Origin of the sequence: Sphingobium naphthae (genome assembly GCF_043589935.1) — a bacterium.
GTDB classification, from domain to species: domain Bacteria; phylum Pseudomonadota; class Alphaproteobacteria; order Sphingomonadales; family Sphingomonadaceae; genus Sphingobium; species Sphingobium naphthae_A.
The window spans coordinates 1,555,205-1,568,993 of record NZ_CP171454.1 but is presented as its reverse complement, the minus strand read 5'-3'; the positions used below and the strand labels follow the sequence as shown (position 1 = coordinate 1,568,993).

17 protein-coding genes are annotated in these 13,789 nt (G+C 65.9%); 11 read left to right on the top strand and 6 right to left on the bottom strand.

What is annotated here, in order from left to right; all coding sequences use genetic code 11:
- Positions 1-76 precede the first annotated feature (76 nt).
- Positions 77-1,042, top strand: a complete 966-nt coding sequence (locus ACGGKE_RS07755; protein ID WP_394436716.1) for an alpha/beta fold hydrolase — start codon at positions 77-79, stop codon at positions 1,040-1,042.
- Positions 1,039-2,142, top strand: a complete 1,104-nt coding sequence (locus ACGGKE_RS07750; protein ID WP_394436714.1) for an NAD(P)/FAD-dependent oxidoreductase — start codon at positions 1,039-1,041, stop codon at positions 2,140-2,142. Before ACGGKE_RS07755 ends, ACGGKE_RS07750 begins: the two co-directional genes overlap by 4 nt.
- On the opposite strand, the gene ubiG is transcribed toward ACGGKE_RS07750, so the two are convergent.
- On the bottom strand, positions 2,143-2,877 hold the full coding sequence (gene ubiG, locus ACGGKE_RS07745) for a bifunctional 2-polyprenyl-6-hydroxyphenol methylase/3-demethylubiquinol 3-O-methyltransferase UbiG (protein WP_394436712.1): 735 nt from the start codon (positions 2,875-2,877) through the stop codon (positions 2,143-2,145).
- A 66-nt stretch (positions 2,878-2,943) separates the two neighbouring features.
- Positions 2,944-3,129: a hypothetical protein gene (locus ACGGKE_RS07740; protein ID WP_317516514.1), complete on the bottom strand. Its 186-nt coding sequence runs from the start codon at positions 3,127-3,129 to the stop codon at positions 2,944-2,946.
- 162 nt (positions 3,130-3,291) lie between these two features.
- On the opposite strand from ACGGKE_RS07740, the gene ACGGKE_RS07735 reads away from it, so the two are divergent.
- From ACGGKE_RS07735 to ACGGKE_RS07725, 3 genes are all read left to right on the top strand, one after another.
- Positions 3,292-4,557 (top strand): aspartate kinase, encoded by a 1,266-nt coding sequence (locus tag ACGGKE_RS07735; protein ID WP_394436709.1) that lies wholly within the window; start codon positions 3,292-3,294, stop codon positions 4,555-4,557.
- A gap of 162 nt (positions 4,558-4,719) precedes the next feature.
- Positions 4,720-5,733 carry an NAD(P)H-dependent flavin oxidoreductase gene (locus ACGGKE_RS07730; protein WP_394436706.1) on the top strand — a complete coding sequence of 338 codons (1,014 nt, stop codon included), beginning with the start codon at positions 4,720-4,722 and terminating at the stop codon, positions 5,731-5,733.
- Positions 5,734-5,819: 86 nt separating this feature from the next.
- Positions 5,820-6,794, top strand: a complete 975-nt coding sequence (locus ACGGKE_RS07725; protein ID WP_394436703.1) for a hypothetical protein — start codon at positions 5,820-5,822, stop codon at positions 6,792-6,794.
- 9 nt (positions 6,795-6,803) lie between these two features.
- On the opposite strand, the gene ACGGKE_RS07720 is transcribed toward ACGGKE_RS07725, so the two are convergent.
- Positions 6,804-7,238: a winged helix-turn-helix transcriptional regulator gene (locus ACGGKE_RS07720; protein WP_394436700.1), complete on the bottom strand. Its 435-nt coding sequence runs from the start codon at positions 7,236-7,238 to the stop codon at positions 6,804-6,806.
- Positions 7,239-7,335: 97 nt separating this feature from the next.
- On the opposite strand from ACGGKE_RS07720, the gene ACGGKE_RS07715 reads away from it, so the two are divergent.
- Positions 7,336-8,073, top strand: coding sequence for an SDR family oxidoreductase (locus tag ACGGKE_RS07715; protein ID WP_394436697.1), 738 nt, complete (start codon positions 7,336-7,338; stop codon positions 8,071-8,073).
- A 122-nt stretch (positions 8,074-8,195) separates the two neighbouring features.
- Positions 8,196-8,516 carry a DMT family transporter gene (locus ACGGKE_RS07710; RefSeq protein ID WP_394436694.1) on the top strand — a complete coding sequence of 107 codons (321 nt, stop codon included), beginning with the start codon at positions 8,196-8,198 and terminating at the stop codon, positions 8,514-8,516.
- 3 nt (positions 8,517-8,519) lie between these two features.
- Here ACGGKE_RS07710 and ACGGKE_RS07705 read toward each other — a convergent pair whose 3' ends face one another.
- Positions 8,520-9,200, bottom strand: a complete 681-nt coding sequence (locus tag ACGGKE_RS07705; protein ID WP_394436691.1) for a winged helix-turn-helix transcriptional regulator — start codon at positions 9,198-9,200, stop codon at positions 8,520-8,522.
- Positions 9,201-9,321: 121 nt separating this feature from the next.
- Here ACGGKE_RS07705 and ACGGKE_RS07700 point away from each other — a divergent pair, with 121 nt between their 5' ends.
- Genes ACGGKE_RS07700 through ACGGKE_RS07685 form a run of 4 tightly spaced genes read left to right on the top strand, consistent with a single transcriptional unit; the run spans position 9,322 to position 11,464 of the window.
- Positions 9,322-9,684, top strand: a complete 363-nt coding sequence (locus ACGGKE_RS07700; protein WP_394436689.1) for a DUF1428 domain-containing protein — start codon at positions 9,322-9,324, stop codon at positions 9,682-9,684.
- Between the two features lie 24 nt (positions 9,685-9,708).
- Entirely contained in the window at positions 9,709-10,509 is an 801-nt protein-coding gene (locus ACGGKE_RS07695; protein ID WP_394436687.1) for a VOC family protein, read from the top strand.
- Positions 10,509-11,000, top strand: coding sequence for a VOC family protein (locus tag ACGGKE_RS07690; RefSeq protein WP_394436685.1), 492 nt, complete (start codon positions 10,509-10,511; stop codon positions 10,998-11,000). Before ACGGKE_RS07695 ends, ACGGKE_RS07690 begins: the two co-directional genes overlap by 1 nt.
- Positions 10,997-11,464 (top strand): SRPBCC domain-containing protein, encoded by a 468-nt coding sequence (locus ACGGKE_RS07685; RefSeq protein ID WP_394436682.1) that lies wholly within the window; start codon positions 10,997-10,999, stop codon positions 11,462-11,464. Before ACGGKE_RS07690 ends, ACGGKE_RS07685 begins: the two co-directional genes overlap by 4 nt.
- A gap of 12 nt (positions 11,465-11,476) precedes the next feature.
- On the opposite strand, the gene ACGGKE_RS07680 is transcribed toward ACGGKE_RS07685, so the two are convergent.
- A complete protein-coding gene (locus ACGGKE_RS07680; RefSeq protein ID WP_394436679.1) occupies positions 11,477-12,355 on the bottom strand; it encodes a mechanosensitive ion channel family protein in 879 nt (292 codons plus the stop codon).
- 60 nt (positions 12,356-12,415) lie between these two features.
- Positions 12,416-13,681: an oligogalacturonate lyase family protein gene (locus tag ACGGKE_RS07675; protein WP_394441817.1), complete on the bottom strand. Its 1,266-nt coding sequence runs from the start codon at positions 13,679-13,681 to the stop codon at positions 12,416-12,418.
- Positions 13,682-13,789 lie beyond the last annotated feature (108 nt).

Here is a 13,789-nt window from a genome sequence, read left to right as displayed (position 1 = left end):
TGGGCTCATTCAAACTCTTTCAAACTGGCCCCGAAACCCGCAGGAAACCGTTGCTATTTTTTACCAAACCGTAACCATGCCGCCCATGGATTCGCCGCTCTTTCCCGCATCCAAGCCTTTCGATCGGCGCGCCTGGCCGATGGGCGGGCGGCTGGACTTCTGGCATGGCCAGGATGGCTGGCCGATCCGCCGCTACCGGCTGGGGGAAGGGACGCGCGGGCGGCTGCTCATCATCAATGGCCGCGGCGACATGATCGAGAAATATCTCGAGCTGATCGACCATATGGCGCGGCGCGGCTGGGCCGTCACCGCGTTCGACTGGCGCGGGCAGGGCGGATCGGGGCGGCTGACCGACGATCCGCTATGCGGCCATATTCCGGATTTCGCCGACTATATTGCCGATCTGGTCGATCTGGCCCGCGACTGGCGGGCGGAGGGCGAGGGGCCGACCGCGATGCTGGGCCATTCCATGGGCGGCCATATGCTGCTGCGCGCGCTGGCCGAGGGGATGGCGCAGCCGGACGCGGCGGTGCTGGTCGCGCCGATGCTGGGACTGCACAGCGGGCCCATGCCGCGCTGGCTGGCCGTCGCGATGACGCGGATGATGCTGCGGCGCGGGCTGGGCGACAAGCGCGCCTGGACGCAGAAGGAGGAGTCGGAACGGCAGCGGCGCATCCGGCAGAAGCGGCTGACGCACGACCCCGAACGCTATGCCGATGAACTATGGTGGCGCGATCACAGCCGCGAGATCGCGCTCGGGCCTCCCAGCTGGAACTGGGTGAGCCAGGCGCTCGAATCGACCCAGGCGCTGGAACGGAGCGAAGGGCTGGCGCGCGTGCTGTGCCCGGTGCTGATCCTGGCGGCGCAGACGGACCAGCTTGTGTCCACCCCCGCAATCCGCCGCGTCGCCGCCCGTCTTCCCCGCGCCCGGTTGCATGTCTATGGCCGCGAGGCCGCGCACGAGATATTGCGCGAACTTGATCCGGTGCGGCTCGACGCCTTCGCCCGGATCGAGAATTTTCTGGACGAGACGGCGATTTGACCCTGTTCGACATCGTGATCGTGGGCGGCGGCATGGCGGGCGCCAGCCTGGGCGCGCATCTCGCGACGGATGCGCGAGTCCTGATCCTGGAGATGGAGGCACAGCCGGGCTATCACGCCACCGGCCGCTCCGTCGCCTTCTGGGAGGAAACCTATGGCGGCCCGGCGGTGCAGCCGCTGACGACCGCGTCGGGACCGCTGCTGGAGTCGCCCGATCCCGCTTTTCACGATCGCAGCTTCCTGTCGCCGCGCCGCACGCTGCATGTCGGGCGGGCGGAGGATGCGCCGCTGCGCGACGCGCTGCTGGCGCGGTTCGCGGGCAAGGTCGCGCTGAAGCCGGTGGACCCTGCGCCCCTGGTGCCCGGACTGCGGCCTGACTGGACGATCGGGGTCATGGAGCCGAGCTGCCGCGACATCGACGTGGCGGCGCTCCACCAGGCCTATCTGCGCCGGTTCGCGGCCGCCGGCGGCGAGATGTGGCTCAGCGCCAGCCTGCTGGCCGCGCGCGCCGAGGCCCATGGCTGGCGCATCGAAACGTCGCGCGGGCCGGTGCGCTGCGGCCTGATCGTCAACGCGGCGGGCGCCTGGGCGGACGAGGTCGCGCGGCGCAGCGGCGTCGCGCCCATCGGCATCACCCCGCTGCGGCGGACGGTGGTTCAGCTTGGCGTTCCGGCCATGCCCTCGCCCGACCTGCCGCTGGTGATGGACCTGGGCGCGGGCTTCTATTTCAAGCCGGAGGGGCCGGGGCGCGTCTGGCTGACCCCGCATGACGAGGATCCTTCGCCCCCATGCGACGCCGCGCCCGAGGAACTGGCGGTGGCGCAGGCGCTCGCCCGTTTCGAGGCCGCGGTAGACTGGCCTGTGACGCGGATCGAGCATAAATGGGCGGGCCTGCGCAGCTTCGCACCGGATCGCGCGCCGGTTTACGGGCCTGATCCGGATGTGCCGGGCTTCTTCTGGTTCGCGGGGCAGGGGGGCTTCGGTATCCAGACCGCCCCGGCCGCTGCGCTGCTGGGCCATGCGCTGATCAGCGGGTCGGCGCTGCCGCCCGCGATTGCGGGGCTGGACGCCGAACCCTATCTGCCCGGGCGCCTGCGCTGATCAGCTTTTGTGACGGGCGGTCAGCAGATAGTTGATCGCCTTGTTGGTGGACAGGGCGAAGCCCCGGGCGGGATCGAAGCTGAGGCCGCTGCTGTCGGTCACGTCCAGGCCGGCCTCATCCAGCAGCGCCGTCAATTCCTCGGGCGTCAGGAACTTGCCCCAGTCATGCGTGCCCTTGGGAATGCCGCCGATGCTCTCGCCGATGGTGATCATCGCCAGGCGCGACAACGGCGTGCGATTGGGCGTGGACAGGATCATGAGCCCGCCGGGCGCGAGCTTTGCGGCCAACGCACGCAGGAAGGCGGCGGGATTGGCGACATGCTCGATCACCTCCATCGACGTGACGAGGTCGAAGCCATCCTCGGCCATCGCTTCCACCGGCGTGGCGCGATAGTCGATGCTGAGCCCCTGGCCCTCCGCATGCGCCTTGGCGGCAGCGATATTCTCCGGAGCCGCGTCAAGGCCGGTCACCGCCGCGCCCAGCCGCGCCAGCGGTTCGGCCAGAAGACCCGCGCCGCATCCGACATCCAGGGCGCGCTTGCCGTCAAGCGGGCGGAAGGCCTGCTCCCGGCCGGGCCAATGCTGGTCGATGGCGGCGCGGATATAGCGCAGCCGCACCGGGTTCAGCTTGTGCAGCATCGCGCTCGATCCGCGGGGATCCCACCAGTCGGCGGCCATCGCCCCGAAATGAGCGGCTTCCCTGGGGTCGATCGTTGCGGGCGCGTTAGGAGCCATGGTCACTTTCGTCTGTCTGTTTCCCCGGCTTCTAGCAGTCGCCGCGTCGCAGGCAAATGGATCACGTCAGCCGCTGCCGCTCGCCTTGTCCTCCGCGTCCATCTTGCGATACAGATCGTCGGTCGCCTGCTCGGTCCGCGCGATGTCTCGCGGATCCTTGCGCCGCTTGTTGCTGATGATCACGAAGATCAGCACCAGCCCCAGCAGCACCGGTCCGCCTATGACGGCAAGGCTCCAGATACTTCCATCCATCCTATCCTCCTGTCCTGTCTGACAGGAAAGATCGGGAGGCGCGGCTTGTTCCACGAGGCGCCGTGCGATTGCTTGCCATATCCGCCGCGGCTGCTAATAGGAGCGCCGTTTTGCCCCTCCGGGACATAATCTTTCACAGCAACGGCAAGGTTCGGCACACAAATGGCGCGCATCGTGATGAAATTCGGCGGCACCTCCATGGCGGGGATGGAGCGAATTCGCAACGTGGCCGCGCGCGTCAAACATGTCGTGTCCCAAGGCCATGAAGTCGCGGTGGTCGTGTCCGCCATGGCGGGCGAAACCGACCGGCTGGTGGGCTTTTGCAAGGAAGCCTCGCCGCTTTACGATCCGGCCGAATATGACGTCGTCGTCGCGTCGGGCGAGCAGGTGACCAGCGGCCTTCTCGCCATGACGCTCAAGGCCATGGGCGTTGATGCGCGCAGCTGGCTCGGCTGGCAACTGCCGATCCGCACGATCGAGGCGCATGCCAAGGCGCGGATCGCGACGATCGAGACCGGCGCGCTGGTATCGGCGATGCAGGCGGGGCAGGTCGCGGTCATCCCCGGTTTCCAGGGCATGATGGACGACAAGCGGGTGTCGACGCTGGGCCGCGGCGGGTCCGACACGTCGGCGGTCGCGGTGGCCGCCGCGATCAAGGCGGATCGCTGCGACATCTATACCGATGTCGATGGCGTCTACACCACCGATCCGCGCATCGTCGCGCGCGCGCGCAAGCTTGACCTCGTCACCTATGAGGAGATGCTGGAGCTGGCGTCGGTCGGCGCCAAGGTGCTCCAGACCCGATCGGTCGGCCTCGCCATGAAGGAAGGCGTGGTCGTGCAGGTGCTTTCTTCCTTCGATGAACCCACCCAGGATGACCTTCCCGGCACGCTGATCGTGAGCGACGAGGAACTGGAAGCCAAGCTCAAGGAAACGAAGATGGAACGTCAGCTCATCACCGGCATCGCCCATGACAAGAATGAGGCGAAGATCATCGTCACGCGTGTGCCCGACAAGCCGGGCGCGGTGGCCAGCATCTTCACGCCGCTGGCGGACGCCGCGATCAACGTCGACATGATCATCCAGAATGACAGCAAGGACACGGAAGAGACGGACGTCACCTTCACCGTGCCCCGCGCGGACCTCGCGCGCAGCGTCGACATATTGGAAGCGCGCAAGGAAGAGATCGGCTTCCGCCGCATCATCACCGACACCGAAGTCGCCAAGATCAGCGTCGTGGGTGTCGGTATGCGCAGCCATGCCGGCGTTGCCGCCACCATGTTCAAGACGCTGGCCGAACGCGGCATCAATATCGAGGCCATCTCCACCAGCGAGATCAAGGTCAGCGTGCTGATCGACGAGGACGAAACCGAACTGGCCGTCCGCGTCCTGCACACCGCCTACGGCCTCGACGCGCCCGCGGCTTGACAGAAACGCTCCCCTCCCTTTCAACGGGAGGATCGGGGTATATGGCGAGCGTAGCGAGTCTGCTTCCTCTCGATCGATGGCAGGCGCTTGCAGATGCAATCGCACCCACCCAAACCCCTCCCTTGAAAGGGAGGGGCTTTTTTGATTCGACGGATTGATGATATGACCAACGCCAAGCTCACGTCCCTCATGGCCCGCGGCACCGACTTTCTGGGTTGCGAGACCGCGATCCTTTGCGGCGCGATGAGTTGGGTCAGCGAACGCAATCTGGTGGCGGCGATCTCCAATGCCGGCGGCTTTGGCGTGATCGCCTGCGGCGCGATGACGCCCGACCTGCTGGATGCCGAGATCGCGGCGACCAAGGCGCTGACCGACCGGCCCTTCGGCGTCAACCTCATCACCATGCACCCGCAATTGTTCGACCTGATCGACGTCTGCGCCCGGCATGCGGTCGGCCATGTCGTGCTGGCGGGCGGCCTGCCGCCCAAGGACAGTATCGAGGCGATCAAGCAGCAGGGCGCCAAACTCATCTGCTTCGCCCCTGCGCTTAGCCTCGCCAAGAAGCTGGTGCGCTCCGGCGTCGATGCGCTGGTGGTCGAGGGGATGGAAGCGGGCGGCCATATCGGCCCGGTTTCCACCAGCGTGCTGGCGCAGGAAATCCTGCCCGACATGGCCGGCCAGGTGCCGGTCTTCGTTGCCGGCGGCATCGGCCGGGGCGAAGCGATCGCCGCCTATCTGGAAATGGGCGCGGCGGGCGTGCAGCTTGGCACTCGCTTCGCCTGCGCGAGCGAGAGCATCGCTCACCCCAATTTCAAGAAGGCGTTTTTCCGCGCTTCGGCGCGCGACGCGGTGGCAAGCGTGCAGATCGACGCGCGCCTGCCGGTGATCCCCGTGCGCGCGCTCAAGAATGCGGGCACCGAAAGCTTCACCGCCAAGCAGCGCGAAGTCGCCAATCTGCTGGACAGCGGCGCGATCGAGATGATGGAGGCGCAGTTGCAGATCGAACATTATTGGGCGGGCGCCCTGCGCCGCGCGGTGATCGACGGCGATGTCGAGGGCGGGTCGCTGATGGCCGGCCAGTCGGTCGGCATGGTGACGCGCGAGGAGCCGGTCGCGGCGATCATCGCGCAGTTGATGGATGAAGCCGCGCAGGCACTGGAGCGGCGAACCGCCTGAAACCTTGCGGTAAACCGAGTGTTGGGCATATTCCCTTGAAGCCAACCGCCCGGCATGACCGGCGCATAATCCTCTCGGAGAATTAGATGTTCGTCTCGCGCCGACTTGCTGGCCGGATTTCCCTGGTATCGCTGGCGGTTCTCGCCGCCTGTTCGACGCCGCCGCCCCCGCCGCCGCCCACGCCGCCGCCGGTGGTGGTGCCGACCGTGCGTCCGGTGCCGCCGGACAACGCCGCCGAAGGCATGGCCATCCCCACCAAGGATGAGGAAGGCAAATATCTGACCGCCAATCGCGGCGTCACGTCCAACACCGCCTTGTGGCATGTGCGCATGGCGCTCAACGTCGCGGCGCTCAACTGCGACAAATATGGAGCGACCGCGCGCAACCAGTATAACCAGATATTGGCGGTCCACGGACCGACCCTGAAAGCGGCCAATTCGGCGGTCGAGCGCAACTACAAGGTGGCCTATGGCAATGCCGCCATCGGATCGCGCGAGCGGCTGAACACGGTGGTCTATAATTTCTTTGCGCTGCCGCCGGTCATCAAGCATTTCTGCCCGGTCGCGGTGACGGTGGGCGCGAAGCTGCTTTCGACGCCCTCGTCGCAACTGCTGCTGACGGCGCCGCAATGGCTGGCCGAACTGGAAAAGCCGTTCCAGGAATTCTACGCCGCTTATGAGGATTATCTGCGCCGCCTGGCCGAATGGCAGTCGCGCTTCGGCGCGACCGTGACCGTCATCGTGTCGCCGACGCCGCTGCCGCCGCCGCCCAAGCCGCCGGGCGAAGCGCCGCCGCCGGGATGGCAGCCCAGCTATTCGAGCGCGCTTGAAGCGACCGCCCCGCCGCCCGGCGATACAGCGGGAGCTGCGCCGTCATCGTCCGCAACCGTGCAGCCGCTGCCGGGTGCGACGGGCATGTCCGTGCCCTCCACCGTCACGGTTCAGCCGCTCCCGCCTTCCGCCAGTGACGCGCCGGTCGGACCGCCTGCGCCCGGCAGCCCCACGTCCGATGACGGCGCGCCCCGGCTGGAGGTCCAGCCGATTCCGCCCCAGGGCGACTGAGCCAGAGAGTCAGCCGCGCGCGTCGAACCGGGCGCGCGCGGCCTCGACCATGTCCAGATTGCGTTCGGCCCAGATCCACACGCCGCAAAAGGCGGCGCTCAGGCTGTTGCCCAGCGGCGTCAGCGCATAATCGACGCGCGGCGGCACCACGGGGTGCACGGTGCGGGTCAGCAACCCGTCCCGCTCCATCTGGCGCAGCGTCTGCGTCAGCATCTTCTGGCTGATCCCCTCCACCTGCCGACCGATTTCGGTGAAGCGGAGCGTCCCCTTCTCCTCCAGCAGCTCCAGGATCAGCATCGTCCATTTGTCGGCCACTCGTCCGATCAGTTCGTTGACGAGTCGCTCGACCCGCGGGTCGATCTCGCTAGGCGGCACGGCGGCCAGATACTGTTCGGCCTCGGCAATATCCTGCGCGTCGAAGCGATTTCCCAGCGGATTTGCCATTTCTAACTTCCCGGTGACTACGGCACTTTCTGGTGCCTTCTTTCCAAAGGAGAGCATAGGGCTACATCAGCGGCAGGCCAATCGAAAGGAGCGATCCATGCAACCCACAGGCAATACTATCCTCATCACCGGCGGCGGTTCGGGCATCGGCGCGGCGCTGGCGCATGAATGTCACGAGGCCGGCAATCAGGTCATCATCGCCGGGCGGCGGCGCGACGCCCTCGATGCCGTGGTCGCGAACCATCCCGGCATGGCGGCGGTGACGCTGGACATGGCCGACGCGGCAGGGATCCCCGCCTTCGCGCAGCAATTGCTGGCGGATTTCCCCGCCCTCAATGCGGTGCTGCTCAATGCCGGCATCATGGTGGCGGAGGACAGGATCAACCTCGACGTGGCGGAGAGGACGATCGCGACCAATCTGCTCGGCCCCATCCGCCTGACCCATGCGCTGCTTCCCCATCTGGAGACGCAGCCGACTGCGACGATCCTGACCGTGTCCTCGGGTCTCGCCTTCGTCCCGCTGGTGGCGACGCCCACCTATTGCGCGACCAAGGCGGCGATCCACAGCTGGTCCCTGTCGCTGCGCGCGCAGTTGAAGGACGGCAATGTGGACGTGGTTGAAATCATCCCGCCTTCGGTCCAGACCGACCTGATGCCGGGCCATGCCGAAGATCCGCGCGCGCTGCCGCTGGCCAACTATATCGCCGAGACCATGGCCTTGCTGCGGCGTCAGCCGACCCCGCCCGAAATCCATGTCGAGCGCGTCAAATTCCTCAGTGAAGCGGCGCAGCGCGGTGAATTTCCCCAGGTGTTCGCCGCGCTCAACCAGAGCTGATACCCTTGCCATCGGGGCCAGCGCGTCCTATCTCGCACCGCGTAATCGGGGCAACGTCCCCTTCCGCGCGGTGCGGGTTCAAGTCCGGGACGGCCCGGCTCTCTATGCGAAGGAGAGCCATCATGGCCTGGGTCTATCTGTTCGTCGCCGGCATTCTCGAAATCGTCTGGGCTTATGCGATGAAGCAATCGCACGGGTTCAGCCGTCTCGTCCCCAGCCTCGTCACCCTGGGCGCGATGATCGCCAGCTTCGGCTTGTTGGCGCTGGCGCTGCGCAGCCTGCCGCTCGGCACGGCCTATATGATCTGGACGGGCATCGGCGCACTGGGCGCCTTTGCCGTCGGCATCGCCTTCCTGGGCGAAGGCGTGAGCGCGTCGCGGCTGGTCGCGGCCGCTCTCATCCTGGCAGGCTTGCTGCTGATGAAGCTGACGGCGTCCGCGTGACGCTCAACCGCCCGCGAACGTGACCGGGGCCTTGGGGGGCAGGGGGAAAAGGCGGACGAACCGGTCCGCCACGTCCCTGTCTCCCTCGACAGTCAAGGCGTCGGCGACATCCTCGAACCGCGCGCCGCCATAGATGACCGCCACCAGCGCATTGGGATCGCCGATGAAGATCGCGTCGGCGCCCGCTGCATCGCCGCGGTCGATCCGCAGTGCGCCATCCTTCAGCACCCCGCGAAACTCCTCTTCGCCGAACCGGATGCCGATGGTGGCGTGCAGGTCGCCGATCGCCGAGGGGTCGATCATCGTGCGCAGCGACAGGATGATTGACACGGGGCTCATCGGCTTGCCCGGCTCCATGGTGGGCGATCGCGCCGCCCAGCGTCCCAGCACCTGGAACAGGATTTCCGACTCGCGGCCCCAATCGGTCAGATCGTAAATCTGGCTGGCGGCGGGCGGGGGCAGGCGCCGCCGCACCAGGATGCTGGCCGCCTCCAGTTCCTCCAGTCGCTGGGTCAGCATATTGGCGCTGATTCCGGGCAGGCCGGCGCGCAGATCGGTGAAGCGCTTGGGGCCCAGCATCAGTTCGCGCATGATCGGCATCGCCCAGCGATCGCCGATGATATCCAGCGCATGGGCGACGGCGCAGCCATCCTGATAGGCGCGTTTGCGAATGTTCTGACTCATTGGTTATCTCTCCTAACTTAGCTGTTGCTTTAAATAATCATGGGGCGCAGAAAGTGCAAGCGGTGAGTCGGCGCGTGCGACCAGGATGGCGTGGCACACCCGGAAAATGAGGAGAGAGACGATGGCCTATATGGACGGTTTCGTGATCCCCGTGCCCAAGGGCAACAAGGAGCGCTACAAGGAGGTGGCGGCCTATGCCGCGCCGATTTTCATCGAACATGGTGCGACGCGCGTGGTCGAATGCTGGGGCAATGACATCAAGCCTGGCAAAACAAACGATTTTCGCACCGCCGTCATCGCGGAAGAGGATGAGGAGGTCGTCTTTTCCTGGATCGAATGGCCCGACAAGGCGACGCGCGACGCTGGCGCTGAAAAGGTGATGAAGGACGAGCGGATGCAGCCCAAGGAAGGCGAGGACATGCCCTTCGTCGGCGCCCGGCTCATCTATGGCGGGTTCGAGGTGCTGCTCGACGCGAAAGGCTGAGGTCCCTTTTTCCGGAGGAAGACGATGACCGACATGACCGGCAAATTCTTCTGGTATGAATTGATGACCAGCGATCCGCAGGCGGCGCTGACCTTCTATGGCGATGTGGTGGGGTGGACGTCCAAGCCGTTCGGCGATGCGCTGAACGGTGGGACCTATCATGTCCTGTCGGGCAGCGCGGGCGAAATGGGCGGCGTGATGGCGATCCCGGCCGAAGCCAGGGATTGCGGCATGACGCCCTGGTGGGGCGGCTATATCGGTTCAGCCGATGTCGATCAGGATGCCGAAAGGCTGGTGGCGGCCGGCGGCACGCTGATGCGCGCGCCTGAGGATATTCCCGACGTCGGCCGCTTCGCCGTGATGCGCGATCCGGGCGGCGCGGTCTTCATGCTGCTGAAGGGCTCCAGCCCTGACGCGATGGAGGCGCCAAACCCCATGGCGACGGGCCATGTCGGCTGGCATGAACTGTATAGCGGCGATTTCGACGCCGACCTCGCCTTCTACACCGGGGCGCTGGGCTGGGCGAAGGGCGATGCCATGGATATGGGCGACATGGGCAGCTATCAACTGGTCTCGCAGAGCGGCGGCAGCGATTTTGCCAGCATGAGCGGCGGCATCATGCCGCGGCCCAAGGAAATGCCGATGCCGGCCTGGCTCTTCTATTTCACCGTCGGCGACATCGACGCCGCGGTCGATCGGGTGAGCGCCGGCGGCGGCACCATACTCAACGGACCGATGGAGGTGCCCGGCGGCGCCTGGATCATCCAGGCCAGCGATCCGCAGGGCGCGATGTTCGCGCTGGTCGGCAGCAAGGACGCGGCCTGATGGACAAGATCTCCCCCTGTCTCTGGTTCGATGGCCAGGCCGAGGAAGCGGCGCATTATTATGCGTCGGTCTTCGGCGGCTCGGTGGACCATGTGACCTATTATCCCGAGCAGAACCCATCCCCTTCGCCGATGCCGGGCGGGGGCGTGCTGCTGGTGGAATTCACCCTGTTCGGGCAAAGCTATCAGGCGCTGAACGGCGGCCCGCAATTTCAGTTCGACGAAGCCATTTCGCTGTCGGTGGCGTGCGAGGACCAGGCCGAACTCGACCATTATTTCGATGTGCTGACGGCCGATGGCGGGAAGCCCGGCCCCTGCGGTTGGGTGACGGACCGATATGGTCTGTCCTGGCAGCTGGTGACCAAGGGGATCATGGCCAACTACCGCACCGGCGACCGGCAGGGCATCGCCCGGATGATGCAGGCGATGATGACGATGGAGAAGCTGGACACCGCCGCCATGCAGGCGGCTTTCGAAGGGAGAGCGGCGTGAGCAGCGCGGAACATGAACTGTCGGTCAGTTGCCATATCGCCGCGCCGCGTGCGATCTGCTGGAAGGTGTGGACCGACCTGAAGGACGAATGGTTCTGCCCCAAGCCCTGGCGCGCCGAGGTGATCGAGGAAGATCTGCGGCCGGGCGGGCGCAGCGCGGTCCAGATGTTCGGAACCGATGGCGAGGAGACCGGCCCGATGGAGGGCGTCTTCCTGGAAGTGGTGCCGGAGGCGCTGGTGGTGTCGACCGATGCCTATGCGTCGGGCTGGATCCCGCAGACGCCGTTCATGACCGCGTTCTGGCAATGGGCGGAGGAAGCGGAGGGTACGCGCTTTACCGCCACTGCGCGGCACTGGGACGCCGAAGCGAAGGCGCGGCATGAGAACATGGGCTTCCATCCCGGCTGGGAGCAGATGATGGATCAATATAAGGCGCTGTGCGAGATATCGGCCGCCAGCGCCTGAGCCGCGCGCCGTTCAGGGCGATGGCGGCATTGCGCTGTCCTCGCTCTGGAACGGCACCGGCGTCTTGAACGTGTTGGTGACATAGGGGAAGGGGATTTCGATCCCGGCCGAGTCCAGCGCCGCCTTGACCGCCCGGACCACGCGGTCGCGGCTTTCATGCATGTCGTAGGGCTTGGACCCCGCCCACCAGCGCACCAGGAAATCGATCGAACTGGCGTTGAATTCGCGCGCGAAGATGTCGATGCGGCGCTGATGGTCGATCCCCTCCAGATCGTCCATCGCTTGCCGGATCACGGTGCGCGCCTGCTCCAGATCAGTGTCGTAGGACACGCCGACGATGATCTCGTAGCGCCGCTGCGCCCCGTCGGTCAGTATCTCCACCGGGTTCTTGAACAGGGTGGAATTGGGCACGATCGTCAGTTCGTTCGACAATTTGCGCACATGCGTCTCACGCAGCGAGATATGCTCGACCTTGCCGATAATGCCCTCGCATTCGATCACGTCGCCGATCCGCATCTTCTTGCGCACCATGATCAGGATGCCGGCCAGAAAATTCTGGAAAAAGTCCTGGAAGGCGAAGCCGATGGCGATCGTGCCGACGCCAAGGCCCGCGACCAGGCTGGCGGGCGTCAACCCCGGTAGCACGATCGTCGCCGCGATGATCAGGCCGATGATCCATATGCCGATCGACACAATGGTGTGGATCAGTTGCTTCAGGCTTTCGCGGATCGCAGCGCGGCTGGTGACGCGATCGACGATGCGCCGGGCGAAGCGCGACGCGATCCAGGTGATGACCAGGACGACAAGCGCGATCACCAGATTGGGCACCAGCGCGACGAGGCCGACCCACATGGCCCATAGCTGCTTGGCGAGTATGTCGATCGCGTTCATTCCGGCTCCCCCATGGTCCTGTCCCCTGGGGGCAACGGGTTAGGCCCGCTTTCGATCCCTTCAGCGCGGCTTCGCCACCTCCACGGCATAGATGGCGGGCTTGCCCTCGATATTGCTGCGATAGACCAGCCATTTGCCGTCGGGGGTGAAATGCTGGTTGGGCTCCAGCGTATAATCATGCTTCGACAGGCCGGCGAGCCGTTCTGTCTCCAGCGTCCCGGTGGCGATCAGGGCGGCGGCGTCCAGCGTGCCGCTGGCGCGCGCCCCATCTTCCAGTTGGGGGTGGAACAGGCTGATATATTTGCCCTCGTCATTGCCGTCGCCCGAAAAGCTGCGGCCGTCCGGCGCGGAGCTATAATGATAGCTGCCCTGACCGGGGCCGATGCGCAGCCAGCGGCGCGCGCCGCTCACCACGTCATGGCCGGCCAGCCAGCGCACCCTCTGCGGCTGAATGAGGTCGTACCAGATGGTGCGGCCATCGGGCGCCCAATATTCGTGGCCCGCGATTTCGCCCTGAAAGCGGCGTTGATGCACTTTGGTCCTGGCGCTGCCATCAGTGCGGATGGTCCAGATGCGATCCACCTTCTCCCAGGGCCCCTCATGGCAATACATCAGCAGCGTCGGGTCCTTTGGCGAAAATTGCACATGGTTGAGCCAGTCCTTGGACCGGGTGACGCTGCGTCGCTCGCCTGTCTGGATGTCGATGGTGAAAATCTCCATCGGCACGCCGGCGGCGAGCCGCGCCGCCATCCACTGCGCCTTGGCCTGCGCGAAGGACAGGGGGCGGCCATCAGGGCCGGTGCCGCTGTAGCTGGGCGATCCGGTCTTGGGATCGCGTCGGCCCTGCGCGGCAATGGCGGGCGGCGGCGGCTCCAGTTCGACATGGCCGGCGAGCAGCCGGTCGTCGGCGCTGATCGATTCGATCCGCCCACCCGGCAGCTCGGCTATGCGCCGGCGCTTGCCGGTGTCGAGATCGACCGACCAGATGACCGACGGGCCTTCATTCTCGGTCCCGCCCGTCGGGTTGGTAGTGTAATAAGCCACGGGCGCGCGATTGCCGACGAACAGCAGGCGGTCGATCTTTTCCTTGAGCAGCAGCGCCGTGCTCCAGTCGCGCGTGTCGGCGACCCGAATGCCCTCCGGCGTCAGATAGACCATCCGCCGACCATCGGGAGTGAAGGGATTATAGTTGAAATAGAGCGCGTAATTGCCAGGGCGATCGTCGACCCGGACGATCCGGTGGCCGGTGGTGGCGTCGGTCCATTGCGCCGGCGCCGCCGCCCGCGCCATCGGCGTCGCCGTCATCAGCAGTGCCAGTCCCGCCAGTGCCATCCCACGCATCCCGCTCTCCTGCTAGGTCCATTTGATAGGACAATGGACTAAATAGCGGGATGGCCGCAAGGCAAAGAAGACCCGGCGCAGCCGTAAGGGATG